The organism is Citrobacter sp. Marseille-Q3906, assembly GCF_916618775.1.
GTDB classification, from domain to species: domain Bacteria; phylum Pseudomonadota; class Gammaproteobacteria; order Enterobacterales; family Enterobacteriaceae; genus Citrobacter; species Citrobacter murliniae.
In genome coordinates, this window is the sequence record NZ_CAKAKA010000003.1 from 1064144 (window position 1) to 1080627 (window position 16484).

The 16484-nt window shown below is 47.1% G+C and carries 11 protein-coding genes; 5 read left to right on the top strand and 6 right to left on the bottom strand.

The window, feature by feature from the left end:
• Nucleotides 1-85 precede the first annotated feature (85 nt).
• Nucleotides 86-1429, bottom strand: coding sequence for a TolC family outer membrane protein (locus LG384_RS22375; RefSeq protein ID WP_225761544.1), 1344 nt, complete (start codon nucleotides 1427-1429; stop codon nucleotides 86-88).
• Nucleotides 1430-1907: 478 nt separating this feature from the next.
• Here LG384_RS22375 and LG384_RS22380 point away from each other — a divergent pair, with 478 nt between their 5' ends.
• Nucleotides 1908-2189: a hypothetical protein gene (locus LG384_RS22380; RefSeq protein WP_225761545.1), complete on the top strand. Its 282-nt coding sequence runs from the start codon at nucleotides 1908-1910 to the stop codon at nucleotides 2187-2189.
• Between the two features lie 38 nt (nucleotides 2190-2227).
• Here LG384_RS22380 and LG384_RS22385 read toward each other — a convergent pair whose 3' ends face one another.
• The 5 genes from LG384_RS22385 to LG384_RS22405 are packed head-to-tail and all read right to left on the bottom strand — an operon-like array spanning nucleotide 2228 to nucleotide 8861.
• Entirely contained in the window at nucleotides 2228-4162 is a 1935-nt protein-coding gene (locus LG384_RS22385; protein WP_225761546.1) for an EAL domain-containing protein, read from the bottom strand.
• 9 nt (nucleotides 4163-4171) lie between these two features.
• The gene (gene lapG, locus LG384_RS22390) at nucleotides 4172-4870 is read right to left on the bottom strand and encodes a cysteine protease LapG (RefSeq protein ID WP_225761611.1); all 699 of its coding nucleotides are present in this window, start codon (nucleotides 4868-4870) and stop codon (nucleotides 4172-4174) included.
• On the bottom strand, nucleotides 4867-5760 hold the full coding sequence (locus tag LG384_RS22395) for a transporter substrate-binding domain-containing protein (RefSeq protein WP_045446760.1): 894 nt from the start codon (nucleotides 5758-5760) through the stop codon (nucleotides 4867-4869). Before LG384_RS22395 ends, lapG begins: the two co-directional genes overlap by 4 nt.
• On the bottom strand, nucleotides 5744-6676 hold the full coding sequence (locus LG384_RS22400) for a transporter substrate-binding domain-containing protein (protein WP_225761547.1): 933 nt from the start codon (nucleotides 6674-6676) through the stop codon (nucleotides 5744-5746). Before LG384_RS22400 ends, LG384_RS22395 begins: the two co-directional genes overlap by 17 nt.
• A complete protein-coding gene (locus LG384_RS22405; protein ID WP_048220675.1) occupies nucleotides 6669-8861 on the bottom strand; it encodes a bifunctional diguanylate cyclase/phosphodiesterase in 2193 nt (730 codons plus the stop codon). Before LG384_RS22405 ends, LG384_RS22400 begins: the two co-directional genes overlap by 8 nt.
• A 1026-nt stretch (nucleotides 8862-9887) precedes the next feature.
• On the opposite strand from LG384_RS22405, the gene LG384_RS22410 reads away from it, so the two are divergent.
• The 4 genes from LG384_RS22410 (at nucleotide 9888) to LG384_RS22425 (ending at nucleotide 16483) form a co-directional block, all read left to right on the top strand.
• Nucleotides 9888-11855 (top strand): EAL domain-containing protein, encoded by a 1968-nt coding sequence (locus tag LG384_RS22410; protein ID WP_370637238.1) that lies wholly within the window; start codon nucleotides 9888-9890, stop codon nucleotides 11853-11855.
• Between the two features lie 64 nt (nucleotides 11856-11919).
• The gene (locus LG384_RS22415) at nucleotides 11920-14010 is read left to right on the top strand and encodes a Cache 3/Cache 2 fusion domain-containing protein (protein WP_048220677.1); all 2091 of its coding nucleotides are present in this window, start codon (nucleotides 11920-11922) and stop codon (nucleotides 14008-14010) included.
• On the top strand, nucleotides 14007-15074 hold the full coding sequence (locus LG384_RS22420) for a chemotaxis protein CheB (RefSeq protein ID WP_045446745.1): 1068 nt from the start codon (nucleotides 14007-14009) through the stop codon (nucleotides 15072-15074). The genes LG384_RS22415 and LG384_RS22420 overlap by 4 nt, the downstream gene beginning before the upstream one ends.
• Nucleotides 15071-16483, top strand: coding sequence for a protein-glutamate O-methyltransferase CheR (locus LG384_RS22425; RefSeq protein WP_045446743.1), 1413 nt, complete (start codon nucleotides 15071-15073; stop codon nucleotides 16481-16483). The genes LG384_RS22420 and LG384_RS22425 overlap by 4 nt, the downstream gene beginning before the upstream one ends.
• Nucleotide 16484 lies beyond the last annotated feature (1 nt).

A 16484-nucleotide genomic window follows, 5' to 3' on the forward strand; every position in this document is an offset into this window, starting at 1 on the left:
TTAGCAACCATTTCTGAACGCACACTTAAAATAATAGCAAGCTAATGATAAGTGCGCGGAGTCAGAGATTTATTTTAATTTATTATTAATGCAGTTCGGGCAAGTTGGTTTCTTCTTCAGAATCCACTGGTTGCCCTGATGGAGGCGGGGTGATTTTTAGAACATTCATTAATTCACCCGTTCTTTCGCTAATACGATATCCACTGGTTACAGCCAGATATCGCAATTCAACAAGCCGACGTTTTGATGAGAAAACTTCATTTTCACTATCAAGTAAATCCAGTAGTGTACGTTCGCCAAGACTGAATTGATCCTGATAAGCGGTACGTACTTTTACGCTACGGTCGGCATATTCTTCTGCCGATGGTAGCTGGGCACGTGCGTTTTGTAATGCAGTCCAGGCCAGACGCAATTCCTGATTCATCTGTCGTAATGTGTTATTGCGCATATCCTGAGCCTGCTTATGCAGGTAGGCGCGAGAATCCATAGTCGCTTTGTCGCTGCCGCCCTGGTACAGGTTGTAATGCAGTTTTACCATCGCCTCCCACTGTTCCGCGTGCGCACTGGTGGTATCCGTGTTGTTGCTGATCCCGCGTGACAGTTCAACGTCAACACGTGGATAGAAGGTTGATTTTGTCGCTTCGTACTGCTGGTGTGCGGCTTCAATATCCGCATTGGCAGACTTCAGTAATGGACTGTTTTTCTCCATCCTACTTTTGGCGTCTTCAAGCGAGGTCGGGAGCTGTGTATCGATGCTTTCCGGCTGGCTTAAACCTTCCGGATCCATACCTGTTACGCTGAAAAAAGTGGTTTTCGCATCTTCAAGATTGGTTTGCTCGGTCAGCAAATTGTTACGTGCTTGCGCCAGGCGAGCTTCAGCTTGCATAAAGTCGCCTGAACGGCCAACGCCCTGATCGGTACGAAGTTTTATTTGATCGTAAATGCGTTCATGGTTTGCCAGATCGTCCTCGGCAAGGCGGACAAATTCTTCACGTTGCAGCACATCAAAGTAGGCCTGAATCACAGAGAATGCAGTGTTTTCGCTGGTGTTCATAACGCTGTAAGCGCGTGAGTCAACGGTGGCTTTTTGCCGGGCGACTTCGCTGGTGGTTGCAAAACCATTAAACACATTTTGCTCCAGGCTAAGCGTTGCCTCATTGGGAGACTGGGTCATACCGTTAGCGCTGCCAGCGGCGCGGGTTGTTGCATCATCAATATTTTTGCGTCCAGCCTCCGCATTCAAATTCAGCGACGGTAAATACCCACCTTGTGCGGCACGAAGATCTTGTTCTGAAGAGTAACGACTATTTATCGCCGCATTAACTTCTGGATGATTAGCTAATGCATCTTTAACGGTGTTGCGTAAGTCTTCTGCAGAGGCTGAATTTATTGAAAACAACGAAAGCAGAAAAACTAAAAATATCTTCATAACATGAATGCCCTGTATCTCACGGTTATGACATCCATATGTCTTCACCATCATCTATTTTTACAAATGCGTGATATTAATTAACAAACATGAATTATCCAGATCGAATATTGCATGCGGCTATTCAGAAACATGTTCTGTCATATCGTGTTTTAATTTTAGTTATTTTTTATTATATTCATTTGTCAGTCAAGTCTCATATAAATACGTTTTTAAAAATGTGTATTTTTCCATATTGAGTGTTTAATGTTTACATTAATTTAATGTGATATTTGTTTGTGAGTTTATTAATAGGGTTATAAAAATAATGATGAGAGTTGAGTAAGGTTATGGTCAGGAAATTACTCGAGGTGCTTAACGCCGAGTGCTGTTCACGGTACGCCGTTTTCACCGATAGCCAAAAAAACATATTCACCAAACAATAATTACTTCTCTATGGGACAGGGCAGCCGCGTCACATCACATATAAGGCAATAACATGAATTCGCTACCACCTGATACAAACATGCAGTCCGCGAGAGAAAACGACAGCAAAAGCGCTGAAATTGATAACCAACAGTTCCTCGCCATGCTGCAAAAGAGTGACCTGGAAATGGTACGCGTGCTGGACGATCTGATTTACCTGTTGATCCGTAAAGGTGTTATTGCCATTACGGATCTCCCGCCGAAGGCGCAGGTTAAACTGATGAATCGTGCGAATGCCCGTCAGGAACTTGGCGGGTTAGAGCAATTGCTTGGCGGCGATGATCGCATTTTTTAATCTCAACAGGCAGACTACTACGCAGCCTGCCTGTTTTTTCAACGTGGAGCGGGTTCACCCAAAAGCTGCCCCATTGCACCGTCAACCCCCAATGCCTGTAGTACTTTTAGTTCACCTTCTGTTTCAACACGCTCAGCAATCAGCGGTAAATCAATACTGCGTGTGGCGTTGCACAACACTTCAATAAACAACTGCTTATCTTTTTCTTTATCGATATTGCGGATGTAACTGCTGTCGATTTTCAGCCAGGCAAGTCCCCATTGCGAAAGATGCCCAATCATATCGAAGCGGCTACCGAAGTGTTGCAGGCCCAGCGAGCAGCGAAGCTGACTCACTGCTTTAACAAACATCGCCATCTGGCCCGGCCCTGGCAACTGGCTTTCATCCAGTTCAAGGATCAACTGACTGGCAAGCTTAGGGGAGTATCTCAGTGGATTTAAGAGCTCGGAAATAGCGCTGGCACTGGCTAGCGAGCTGCCAGAAATACTCAATGCTAACATTCCGGGGGCGATTTTTAGCTGATTTAAGGTCAGTTTTAACATTACCTTGTCAAGGCGATGACTCCAGCCAAAGCGGTGGATCCACGGCAGGAATCGACCCGCATTAATGGTATTACCCTGTCCATCAACAATGCGCGACAGTACCTTGTAATGCAGGATCTTATCCGGCTGATGACAATCCACAACGGGCTGATAAACCAACTGAAATTGCTGGTTCTCCAGCGCCTGTTCCAGGCGAACAAACCACAAATGCTGATCTTCGTTCACCGTTGCCACCCCGATGGCGGTAACGCCCTGATGGTCGGTGTGCGTTTCTGCTTCCACCAACTGGCGGTCGGCCTGAATCAGCAGCGATTGCGCGTTATCTCCAGCGCTGAATGGCACCATGCTTGAGTAGGCGACCGGCTGCTGGTCTGACATTCCAGTGGCATAAAATGAGGTCAGCTTTTGCGTGAGTGAATGGCGCAGTTCCAGCATTTCACCCTGTGTGACACCTGGGCAGATCAGGGCGAACTCGCCACCACGAATACGGGCGAGTGTGCTGTCGAGGGGAGCATACTTTGCTTTATGCGTATTCAGCAGGTTGGCAATGTTGAGCAAAAGTTTATCGGTATGTGGCCCACCAAACCGCTGGTTCAGCCCCCCTAAATCCTGAACGCGGATCAACATCAAATATCCTGGTGCGGTATCGGTATCACTCAGGCGCGCCTGTAACTGCATATCGAACGCCCGACGATTTGCAATACCGGTCTGGCTGTCGAGATAAGCTTCATTGTGCAGGCGCTCGCTGTTGATGGCTTGTTCTTCAAATAATGATTTGAGTTTAGTGGCCATCAAATTCATGGCTCCGACGACGCGCCGTAGTTCCGGTGTTTTAGGCAGTTCTTGCAACGTCAAAAATTCGCGACGTGTAATGGCTTCCGATTGTTTCGCCAGATAATTGAGCGGGCGCAGCAGTTTACGCAACAGCAGAATGCCTGCGAGCAGGCAGGCGAGGCTGCAGGAAAGCATCCAGATAAGATTACCTAATGTGCTGCTCCACAGACGCTGAACCGCAAAGATAGGATCGCTGGTGACGTCTACGCGTGCGCCTTGTTGCCAGCCCCGCATGATTGTCGCGTGGCCTGTTTGTGGTGCCACATCCACCAGATCAACAAACCAGCCGGGAACATTCGGTATTGACGCCGCAGCGTGCCGCTCAAGCATCGTTGTTCCGTTTGTCAGATCAACAATGCGGATTTTTTGGTAATAGCCGCTATCAAAAATTGAGCTTACCATCAGCTCAATCATTGCCGGATCGTCGATGTTTGGTGTGAGCGAAACGCCCAGAGCCGTTGCCGCGTCCTGGGCATGTGCAAGAAGCTGGTTGCTGTACTGATTGCGAGAACTCTCCAGCGTTACGATAAAGCTGCCGCTGAACACAATCATCATAAAGAGAGAGATTGCCAATAGTAACTGTTTAAAAAGAGACACTGACGATTCCTATTTATCCATTGGGAAGCCTTCTTCCCGCATTTTTGTGAATACTTGCTGCCAGCGAGAAAGTCTCTTGCTGTCCCCAATACGTTTATTGTTCTGATTGCCAGGCAGCCAGAGACCACTCTCGTTAAAGGAGTAAACAGGTAATAAATCCATACGCTGCGTGGCAGGTGAAAGGGTGTTTGTCAGGCTATCGAGTACCAGAGGAATGGCGCCAGGTGTGGCATACCAGGTCAACACCATGTGCGCCCTGTTATAGCGCAGGGCTTTAACGTAGGTGATGCGCAGTTTATCGTCAGCAACGCCCAACTGTCGGAGAGTGAAATACTTCGCGATGGCGTAGTCTTCACAGTCCGCTTCACCTTTGCGCAGGGACTCCACGGGTGTTGCCCAATAGTCCACGCTATGCCAGATGTCGCTATCTTCGGCGTAGCGTAATTGAATATTAAAAAACCGGTTTACCTCGCGTAATTGCGTTTTTTCGTCTGCATTACGTAATTGAATTAAAAGCTGTTGCCAGGCGTTGATACGCTGTTGAGCGACTGCATTGGCTGGTCCATAGAGTGCATCGGTCTTCTGCATGATCGTGGCGAAATCCCATGCTGCACGTAACGAATTGACCGCTAATAGCAGTAATAGCGCCCCGGGAAGCTTCCAGAGGCGCAATAATCGAGGGAGTGAACAGACGCTGATAATGTTCAATTGCGCTGTGGACAACCGATTGGTGGCTGATTTTTCATATTTTGGCAGGAATAGGGCATCAGCCATTTTTTGCGCAACTGTACGTCTGTCTGTGAGGCAAAGATAGTCTTCAGGGTACTGTCTACAAACGCCACAAACCGTGGGTCGTTTTTCCTCATCATAATCGCATAGTGCATATCAGTGCCGATTGTTTCTGCGGATATACTGAATATTTCAGGATGTTCACTATGATTAATCAAAGGATAGGCCAGGATATCATCAATAAAGAATGCCGCGGATTCATTCTGCGCCATTTTATTAAATGCACCGTTTATCGTTGTGGAAGTCATCGTTGAAATATTGAGATGTCTCTCTCTGTTGGTCTTATTGAATTCCAGTAAATCTTTCGAGCTGCCTGGCAGACTTACCGTTCTTCCTTTTAGATCTTCAATCGTATGTATATTATTTCTACGTAAAGAGATGATGCGCATTTTTGCGATATAGTAATCGACAGAAAATGAAACACTGGAAATACGTTCTGGCGCATTAGCATTTACACTACAGTCCATATCTATTTTACGATTTTTTAACGCTGAAAATCGCTCAGCAAAATTCACCGGAATATAATGAATGGTCAAGGTATCGAGCTTCAAATACAGGCGTAATTTATCCGCAATGATGTTACATACCGCAATAGTATAACCTGTAACTTTACCGTTGTGGTCGGTAAAGGAGAAGGGAGGGAGCTGACGATAACCGACGTTCAGTACGCTGTTGTTCTGAATATGCTCAAGCGTCGAGGCATCCTGCTGTGCCATCAGTACAGGGGACACGATAATGCCAACCAGTAAGATCAACCAGTGCATGGCGCGTTTCACCATTGTCATCTCATTATTAATTATACTTTTCATAATCAAAACTGATCTTCTTTTTAGCCGCCGTTAATGCTTTCAGATTGTCTGACATGGGGATGTTTAAATTGATGGCTTTTGGTGGTATCGGAGACTGAAACCATTTAGTGTAGAGGACGGTGAACTCATTGCTGGTTATCAGTGAGGATAATGTGCTATCAACAAACTCTTTAAATTCTTTATCGTGTAAAGGGATTAGTAGCCCTGCGGGAAGAGGATCGCTGAGCGCAATATTGGATAACTTATAGTCCTCAGGGTTTTCAGCTAGTGCAATCATACCTTTAAGTAATACGGTGCTGGAAATAAGCGCAGAATATTCACCGCTCTGGATCTCATGGAAGGCGATAGTGTTGTTGGTATCAAGTTCAATGTTAATATTCAGGGCATTTGCCGCATTGATTTTTTGTAATTGGTCTACGTATACCGTTCCGCTTTTTACCAGGACGCTGTGTCCGGAAAGTTCTTCCAGAGCGTTGTTGTATTCATTTTTCCGCATCATATAGCGGGTACTGGAAAAGTAAAACGGCAGTGAGAACTCACTGAGGTTGTGTCGACTTTTTGAATAAAAAGCAGGAATGCACATGATATCTGCCATGTGTTTTTTAATCAGCACAAACTGTGATGCCGAATTTGCTTTTAACCACTCAATTCTCAGATTTTTAAGCTGGAGCTTGGTTTTGAGTGCGCTGACGATATTTTTGCAAATATCAATGGAATAGCCAGTGGGAGATTTCCCCTCCAGATAAGAGAACGGAAACGCATCATCCTGGTAACCGAGGCTGATCGTATTCTTACTGGCAATCTGCTCAAGTGTGTTCACCCCCTGCGGAAGGCTCGTTGCGCAGTGCGCTGAGAGAGAGATTAACAAAGAAACGACGAGCAGCATTTGCTTCGTCAAACGTAATATCTCAGGCATGGGCTGGCTCTTCTTCGATAAGGACATCGGCAAAAGCAGACAGTACCTCGCGTTCGCGAAGCGGATAGCTAAAGAAGTACCCCTGAACATTTTTGCACTTTATATCACGCAGGATGTCGCGCTGGAGCGGTGTTTCCACGCCTTCCGCAGTGACTGAGATATTGTATTTGTGAGCAAACTGGATCAGCATCACAATCAAATACTGACTGGCATTATCCTGCTCGAGCTTATCGATAAGCGTTCGGGCAATCTTGATCCGCGTGAAAGGGTAGATCAGCAAATAATCCAGTGCCGCATATCCTGTCCCCAGATCGTCCATCGCGATGTCGATCCCCATTGAGCGAATCTCTTGCAGAACGGGTAGCGCAATAGATTTATCCAGTTTTTCGGATTCGGTGATCTCTATTTCAAGGCGGTCAGCCGAAAGATGGCTGGTGCGTAATGCATCTTTGATGACGTCGACCAGCCCGGGGCTGTGCAACTGGTAGGCTGATACGTTGACAGCAATGCGGATTCGTTCCGGCCATTTGGCTGCCGCTTCGCAGGACTGGCGAATAATCCATTCGCCTAAACGCACAATCAGACCAGAGCTTTCGGCAATATTGATAAAATAATCAGGATAAATCAGTCCCTTGGTCGGGTGATTCCAGCGAATCAGTGATTCATATCCGCAGATACTTTCATCTTCCAGATTAACGATGGGCTGATAGTGCAGTTCGAACTCCTCGTTATCAATTCCATCAATAATTTCCTGGTTAATGAACAGGCTGTGTGTTTGTTTCATGACCATGCCATCTTCGAAGAAATGGAAGCAACCGCGGCCATGATGTTTAGACGCATACATGGCAAGGTCAGCGTTGATCATCAATGTCGAGGTGTTATTGCCCTGATAAGGTGCGGTGGTGATGCCAATGCTGCAACTAATAGAAAAGGTGTGGGAGCTTGAGCTAAATGGTGTGCTCAGCGCACGGATGATGCGCTTTGACAGGCGATTAGCTTCTTTGACGGCGTTATCGCTGACCTGTTGCAAAATAGCAAATTCATCGCCGCCCAGACGGGCCGCCATATCATCCGGTCCCAGCAGTAACTGCAGACGCTGGGCAACGCTGACTAACACTTCATCGCCCGCTTTGTGGCCGAAGGTATCATTCACTGGCTTGAAGTTGTCGAGGTCAATCAACAGCAGGTTGAACTGCTTTCCTTCCTGATGGATTTCACTGACACGCTTATCCAGCGCCAGACCAAAAGAGACACGGTTTGGTAAGCCAGTCAGCGAGTCATGATGGGCCATATGTTCCATCTTTTGCGACATTTCATGCATGCGCTGCAGATAGCCGCGTTCTTTCATGGCAACCCGTAATTTTTCAATAGCGCCTGCCAGATGCCCAATCTCATCGTCCTGATCGAGATAAGGGGTTACGCAGTCGGTTTCTTCCCTGGCAATGCGGGTAAGGGAGTTAATCAGTAGCGGAACCGGGCGGAATAAGCGACGCATGAACATTGTTACCAGCGCCAGCGTCACCAGTAAAATTAATACGAAAATGACACCGCTTTTTTTCAGCATCGCATCGTAGGCAGCGTACAGATCGCTTTTCTTACCGATGCTGCTGATCAGACTACCGAGGATTTCACCTGACGGCGTCAGAATAGGCACAGCACTGATGAAGCACTCTTCGCCGTTAATTTGGGCGAACCCGATATAGTAATTGACCAGTACGTCATGGGGGCGACGATCGGCGAAGGAGATTATCCCGTCTCCCTCTTCTGATTTATTGTTGATGCCTACAAATCCCTTATCTGGCGTATAGAGGAACAGCCAGGTAGGGTTATGTGTTTGTACTGATGCCAGAGCCAGAACATCTACAGGGTTATAACCGGTCTGGAGAATAGAGTCAGTATCACCAAGTTGCCTGTCCGATACGATACGGGATATCTGCCCTGCGTCGCTGGTTTCAACTGAAACGTTGGTATATACGCTGCGAATAATGTAGGTCATGATCTGGGCATTCGCCTCAGCTCTCTGCACCCACTGCTGATAGGAAAAGTTGTCTATCAAACTCCAACTGGTAAAGGCCCCCGCGCTAAAAGCGATGATGATCCCCGCCAGCAAAAACTGAGTTATTTTGCCGGTGATTGAATGTTGCCACCCCTTAACTGCTTTAAGGGAAAACAGAGACTTTGCCACGGATTTCGTTAATTCCTGATAATACTAATATATGCTGAATAGACTTTTTACTGCTTAGAGCCTGTCTCATTAGGCTATTTCGCTTACTATATTGAAACTGCGCAGCGCTACATGTGTGCTCCGGTTGTTACGCGCTAACCGTATTCAACCGTTTACAATAGATGAAAGGTATGAAATCCCTCTGTCACCACAAGTGATTTACAGGTGATCAGATAGGGTAATGAAAAAATAACGGGTTACGAATATAGGTAACGCTGTCCATTTCGTCAACAGGCAAAACTGTACATTAAAATACATTTTCTATCATCATTCCTTCATTATATTAAAGTTGACATTAATACTGTATGGGAATTAAATTTGCGCGCACTGGTAAGATGTGCCGAGAATCAGTGGGCGTGAAACTTATAACTTGAGGCGCGTCAATGAATTAGGCGCCTTTTTATGAGGCTAAAGAGCATTTCTTCTCTCGTGCAATGTCCATTTTTATCTATAACTGATGGTTTATTTTCTGATTCGAACTGAATAAGATAGTTTCTTCATTACAGAACCTTACTTTATTTTCTCAGTGCGCGTTCAATGTTAAAAACTTCACGATAGTTAATCTACTGAGCCAAATGGATTTGTTTGTAACATTAAAGCCGGGATTAAAGTCCTGTTGGTATATGCTCGTCATACTTTAAGTTGTATAAGCATTGGCTGCGTTTATTCATCCGAATCACTTACTACAGTAAGCTCGTCGGCAGCCACTCTTGCCCTGCAACTCGAATTACCCAGAGCATGGTGTATAGCGGATAAATTGATTTGGACGCAATAATAAAGACAAATTCTGTCAAAAGTATTCAGGAATGGTGCCTGCCACTAGCCTTGCCTGGACTTTTTTATCTGCTGGCACAATATCTTAACGGTTACTGTATTTTCAATAATAATATTTTAACAGTTTACGATCTCAAGTTGGCCGTTTTTTCCGCCGCGTTGGTACTTTTTGGTTTTCGGGTACTACCAGGATTTATTCTGTTTTTGACGGTAATGTTTCTGGTTGGTCCACAAGATGGACGGGTGGATGCGCTATGCCTGACGATGGCATCAACATTGAGCTATGCAATTTACCGCAAAATAACGGGCAAGCGTAGCCGCGCCAGCTTTGGTCGCATCAAAATCAGCCTAAATCGCATAGTCTGGTTATGTGGCTTCAATATTTTACTGTACCTGGTTTTAAGTAAAATATTGGCCGTATTTTTTCCTCACAACCTGCGCCCGGATGTGGCTAATTTACATGTATTAAGTCTGGAAATGCTGGTGCGCATCCAGGGGATCACCAGCGGTTGTCTGACGGGAATTCCCTTTTTCTACAAAGTCTTTCGGATCCTGCGTCGCCCGTCGTATCTGTTTACATTTAAGAAGTCCCCTGGCTATCAGGGTAAAAGTGATGTCAGCGCATACGGTGTTATTACATGGTGGACGCTGCTGGTTTGTCTGATGTTATGTTTAACATCACCGAATATTACGAATATTTTTTTCTCGTTCTATTGCCTGATTCTACTGTTTCCGTTAATGCTGTGGGGAGCCATAAAGATTGGCCACTCGTTTACCATGCTGGTGTGGACAATCGTGTTAATTATTTTAGGTAAGCATACCGACACTTATATCGCCAGCGACGAAAGTTTTATGCTGCATCAGGCGCTGGTTTCGACGCTTATCATTGTCTTTTCTCTCACTATTGTTGTCATGGGAGCATTGGCTAAATTTACCCGTCAGCGGTTTAGCCAGGCCTTGTTGTTGGGGCTGACTGACCCGATGACGGGAATGGCGAATTTACGGGCGCTGAAGACAGAGTTATTTACTACCGATCACGCAACGGTCTGCCTGATTCAGTTGCCTGAGCTGGAACTCTTTTCCCGCCGCTATGGTTTTCATTTTCGCGCGCGCTACCAGAAGATTCTGGCTGAACATCTGCAGCGATATTTAGTTGAAAGTGAGAAAGTTTATTATCACGCCGGTTATGATCTGCTGATCAGGCTTGAAAATTGTACGTACGAGCGATTATGCGATTTGTATCAGGCCGCCAACAGTTTTCGCCTCTTTCATAACAACCAGCGGCTGGGGTTTCGTAGTGGCCTGGGTTATTGCCTGATTAATGATATTAGCGATGACATCTATCAATTGGTTGGCAAACTGGGCATGGCTGCGGGTTTATCGCTGACCAATGGCCGACCTGAAAATCTTGAAGCGCAGCATAGTCGGATCCTCGGTAACCACATTGTCGATAAAACGGATATTCGCACGGCATTACAAAATGCACTGGATAACAATGCATTTGTACTGATGGCTCAGCCAATAGTCAGTACCAATGGTGAAGATCCGTATCATGAAATATTGATCCGCATGCTGAATGATAAGGGGGAATTTATTCCACCAAATAGTTTTCTGCCGGTTGCGCATGAGGCTGGATTGGCACCAGAAATCGACTTATGGGTAATAGAAAATACTCTGAAAGCGATGTCGAGCCACCCCAAACGTTGTTTCTCTATTAATCTGGCCCCGGTGACGGTATGCCGTTCAAACATTGTCTCGCAGATCACAAAACTCTTACAGGATTACGCGGTGGATCCCCAGCGGGTTATTTTTGAGATAACCGAAGCCGATACGCTGTCAGATAAAGAACAAACCGTTGAAACGCTATGTTTAATTCGCAAGCTGGGATGCCGCGTAGCGATTGATGATTTCGGTACCGGGTTCGCCAGTCATGCACGTCTGATGAATATCGAAGCAGATATTTTGAAAATAGATGGCTCATTTATTCGACGGATCACTGAAAGTGAAATCAGCTACTACATCGTTGAGTCATTCTGCCGCGTCGCCGAAATGAAGAATATGCAGGTGGTGGCTGAGTTTGTTGAAAACGCCAATATTCAGGCATGCCTGGAAAAAATGAATGTGGGGTGGTTACAGGGATATCACATCGGCAAGCCGACGCCGCTGCTCACGCTGGAATAGCGTAGCGCTAACGCAATTATGACTCAAAAAAGAGCAGTTTCTTCTCAGGTAGAGAACAAAAATTATGAGTGACATTATTAAAGTAAAAGAACGTTCGGTTACCGTATCACGAGGTGGGCCGGGGACACGCTTATTATCCTCATTGCGCGATATTCATCCTGGTGTTGCGATGAAGCTCGGAATGATTCTGGTTGTGTGCATCGCCACGCTATTGATTGGTGCCTCTTTTATTTTATCGTCTTATCTGTCCAAAGAATTGCAGGTCAATGCGCTGGAAATGATTAAGACCAATACGCGCATTTTCCATAATAGTATTTCTAATGAGTTTCAGAGGGTCACCAGAGATGCTGAGCATTACAGCAATGTTTATATTAACAACTACCAAAACGTCGCAGGAAAACCGCTGCGCTATATGGATGCAGCTGAATTAAAAGCGGTTCTGAGCAACCCAAATACCAACGCGCATTTCACCGAGTTAACCAGCGTATTCGCCAGTACTTTTGTTTTGCAAGGTGAGCAGTTTGTTCGTGTTAGCAGTACGTTACTGGCGAGTTCTGGTAACACGGCGACGGCGACAGCATTGGGACACGATAACCCTGCATTACCGCTCTTGCTGAAAAACAAACCTTTTTCTGGCGTTGTCACGCTATTTGGAAAGCAGTTTATTAGCCACTATGAGCCAATTGCCGATAAATACGGTCAGGTTGTTGGCGCTGTTGCGGTGGGTTTTGATGTCAAACAAACCCTGCAACCGATTATCAGGCAACTGCTGGATGTGCATATTGGTAAAAATGGTTACGCCTACGTGCTGGATGCCGGATTCGAACCGGGACTTATGCTGGCGCATCCTTCGCTAAGTAACCAACAGGCTATCAATATTACTGACGCCAATGGTTATAAGCTCTTCGCCGATATCCTCGAACATAAAAATGGGATCACCTATTACAACTGGGTGAGCGGTTATGGTGCTGCTCCCAAGACCAAAGTCGCTGTCTATGAATATATTGAAGGGATCAATTGGATCATTGCCACGACCAGCTATGTGGATGATGTTGCCAGGAGCAGCAACCTTGTTCGCAATGGTTTATTGCTGTTTACCGCTCTGCTGTTGCCAGTCATTTTACTGCTTATTGCCGTGGCCAGCCGTTTCCTTATTTCACGCCGTTTAAATCGGGTGCTGAGAATTGCCCAGACCATCGCGGAAGGTGATTTAACAGTTGATGTCCAGGTTGACCACCATGACGAGATTGGCGAACTGCTGGGCGCGGTAGAAATGATGCGTCAGCGCCTGCACTCGCTGGTGGGGGATATGGTCTCTCACGCCAATTCGGTACATCAGGCATCGCTGCATATAACTGAAGCGGTAGATGGACAGGCATCAACCAGCGTGGAGACGTCATCTTCGGTAGCGGAAATCACCTCTACGATGGAGGAGCTGTCAGCCTCCTCCACCCAGATAGCCGAGCATTCGCGCGCGGTCGTCGATATTGCAAATCAGACGCTGGAAGATTGCAACAAAGGCTCAGATTCCATGTCGCAATTGCTGATGCGTATGACGGATATCGACAACGATAATCAGCAAAACATGCGAGAAATCATGATGCTCGGCAACAAGTCGACGGAAATCAGTCGCGTAATGGTGATTATTAATAGCGTCGCGGATCAAACTAAACTGATTGCCTTCAATGCGGCGCTGGAAGCGGCCAGTGCCGGAGAAGCTGGAAAACGTTTTTCTGTTGTGGCGGCTGAGATCCGTCGCCTGGCCGATTCGGTAACCGAGTCGACAGTTGAGATCGAGAATAAGATCAGCGAAATACAAAATGCGATCAACCGCCTGGTGCTGAATGCGGAAAAAGGCGGTGAGAGCATCAAAGCAGGAGCCCGAGCCTGTAAAGTGAGCGCTGAACATCTGAACGATATCGTTGTTACCGCAGAACAAACGTCTACGGCTGCGCTACAAATTTCACTGTCAACACAGCAGCAGAAAACGGCAAGTAATCAAGTGGTGATGGCGCTACGCGAAATTGTCGTCGCCAGTAACTATACCTCGCAGTCCATCAAAGACATTCTGATCGTAAGTCAGGATATGACGCAGTTGTCGAAGGCGCTGAAAGAGGCCTCGACGTCATTTACCCTGACGGATATGGATGCATGAACAGCGACAACATTCGGGTACTGATCCTCGACCTGGGCAGCGTCTCGCGCAATGACCTGGTTAAGCAACTGGAAGATCACCCGCATATTAAGGTCGTGGGGCAATCCGCCCATCGCCGACAGGCGATTCGACTGTTGCAACAACTGATGCCTGACCTGCTGATCCTGACGCTGGAAAACTCGACCGCCGATAACGTCGAGGTTGTTGAGACCATTATGGCGACCAGAGCTATTCCCATACTGGTCATGCGCTTTGGGGCTGAAAATAACGGGGATGAGGATTACATTTCCCGCGGGGCGCTGGCGGTATTGCACCAACGCAGCGATGCGCCTTTATCGACAAATGCGCTACATCGCAAAGTGGAACTGCTGGTGGGGGTGAAAGTGATCCGTCATATCAAGGGATTACGCCATCCTACAGAGCCGATAATCCCGGTCATTCACCCGGTGATGGATGCGATAAAGACTACAGCAGACTGGCCCTTTGTGCTGGCGATAGCCTGCTCGACCGGAGGGCCGCAGGCGCTAAGCAAGCTACTGCAGGATTTACCCGGTACGTTCCCCTGTCCGGTACTCATTGCCCAACATATTGCCGATGGTTTTGCGAAAAATATGGTGCACTGGCTGGACAGCGTGACCGATCTGAAGGTGCGACTGGCGCAGGAAGATGATCGGGTGGAAGCGGGGTATGTGTATGTATTACCGCCTGAGCAACATTTGATTGTTAAAAGCGATCAACGTCTGGCAGCGATCCCGCGACAGGACAGTGATGTTTATCACCCGAGCTGTAATCTGCTACTGGAGTCGGTCGCAGAAGTGTTCGGTGAAAAAGCTGTCGGGTTGATTATGACCGGGATGGGGAGCGACGGCTGTCGTGGCATTGAACTCATTTTCCAGCGTGGAGGCAGAACGCTGGCGCAGGATGAAGAAAGTTCTGTTGTTTTTGGTATGAACAAGAACGCTATCGACAAGCAACTGATACATCGCACGATCCCGCTGGATGGTCTCGCAAAGGTCCTGCTGTCGATGGCTTTTCACGGGCATTTCGAGAGCCAATTGCCATGATACCCAATCTCCCTGATTATGCCCGGTTGATAAAGGACCGGGTTGGTTTGCACTTTGATAATGCGATGGAAGCACTGCTGAAATCGGCGCTGAGTCGACGAATGGCTGAGCGGGCTATCAGTAATTATTATGAATACTATGAGCAACTCCGCCTTTCTCAGGATGAGTTCGATAGTTTCATTACGCTGATTACGATTAACGAAACCTATTTTTTTCGCGAAAGCGATACGCTGGATTTAATCTGTGACAAATGGGTGCCTCGTCTCCTGCAGCAACGTAGCGGACCGGTACGCATCCTGAGCGCAGGATGTTCATCAGGGGAAGAAGCTTACTCGCTGGCGATCAAGTTGCATGAAAAATACCACGATGACATGGCGGGGCGGGTCGAAATCTACGGTTGTGACATTGACCCGGCGATCCTGGCCAAAGCCAGAAATGGCAATTATTCCAGCTACTCGTTTCGTGGCGTCGAACCGCTTATCCAGCAGCGCTACTTTACCCGTACAGGCAATCAGTATCGTCTGCATGATGCGATCCGTGAAAAAGTCACGTTTCACCGCGCTAACATTATAAAAGAGCAATTCCTGCCAGAGATTGACATCATTTTGCTGCGCAATGTGTCTATCTACTTCGACACGCCAACACGCCGCGAACTGCACGGTAATTTGCTGAAGATGCTGCAGCCACGGGGAGCGTTGTTCTTTGGTAATGCGGAAACGCTGGCCAACAATTTCGATATCCTTAAGCTGGAGCAAGAAGACGGTATCTTCTATTTTTGCCACCATAGCGAATCTCTCCGGGTCGTACCCACGCCCAGGGTTGCGGTACGAACGCCACTTACAGCACCTCCTGTTGTTATCGAACCACCTGCTCCAACGGCTCTTAAGTCTGATGACTGGCTGAAAAAGGCACGTGTCTGCCTCGATGAAAAATGCTTTTCTGAGGCTGAGGAATGTATTGCCTGCGTATTGCGTAATGATCCATGTAATCAGGATGCGCTGATTATTCAGGGGGTGATTGCCCTCGAACAGTGCGAGTTTTCTCAGACCGCTGGTAATGCGCAACAGATCCTCGCGCAGGATGAGTGGTCAGCGGAAGCCAAAATGCTGCTCGGCCTGGCAATGATGTGGCAGCACCAGACACAGCAGGCAATCGCATGGTTCAAACAGGTCGTCTATCAGGAGCCTGGATATTGGCCCGCCCACTATTATCTGGCCGAAATGTATCGACAAAGCGAGCTGCGGCAACCCGCACAGCGCACGTATCGCGTGGTGATGCAATTGCTCAACGATGAAATGAAGAATCCTTCTACGGTTTGTCGTCTGCGTTTACCTATGGTCTTTCCTGGCAATACGTTTCGTTTTCTTTGCGAACATCAACTGGCGCAATTCGCCCATCAAAGCGGGTAAC

Excerpts from the sequence above, each read along its gene's own strand:
- LG384_RS22375 (WP_225761544.1), bottom strand. The coding sequence starts at position 1,429 with ATGAAGATATTTTTAGTTTTTCTGCTTTCGTTGTTTTCAATAAATTCA.
- LG384_RS22420 (WP_045446745.1), top strand. The coding sequence starts at position 14,007 with ATGAACAGCGACAACATTCGGGTACTGATCCTCGACCTGGGCAGCGTC.
- LG384_RS22425 (WP_045446743.1), top strand. The coding sequence starts at position 15,071 with ATGATACCCAATCTCCCTGATTATGCCCGGTTGATAAAGGACCGGGTT.
- LG384_RS22410 (WP_370637238.1), top strand. The coding sequence starts at position 9,888 with ATGTTTCTGGTTGGTCCACAAGATGGACGGGTGGATGCGCTATGCCTG.
- LG384_RS22395 (WP_045446760.1), bottom strand. The coding sequence starts at position 5,760 with ATGAAAAGTATAATTAATAATGAGATGACAATGGTGAAACGCGCCATG.
- LG384_RS22415 (WP_048220677.1), top strand. The coding sequence starts at position 11,920 with ATGAGTGACATTATTAAAGTAAAAGAACGTTCGGTTACCGTATCACGA.
- LG384_RS22400 (WP_225761547.1), bottom strand. The coding sequence starts at position 6,676 with ATGCCTGAGATATTACGTTTGACGAAGCAAATGCTGCTCGTCGTTTCT.
- LG384_RS22380 (WP_225761545.1), top strand. The coding sequence starts at position 1,908 with ATGAATTCGCTACCACCTGATACAAACATGCAGTCCGCGAGAGAAAAC.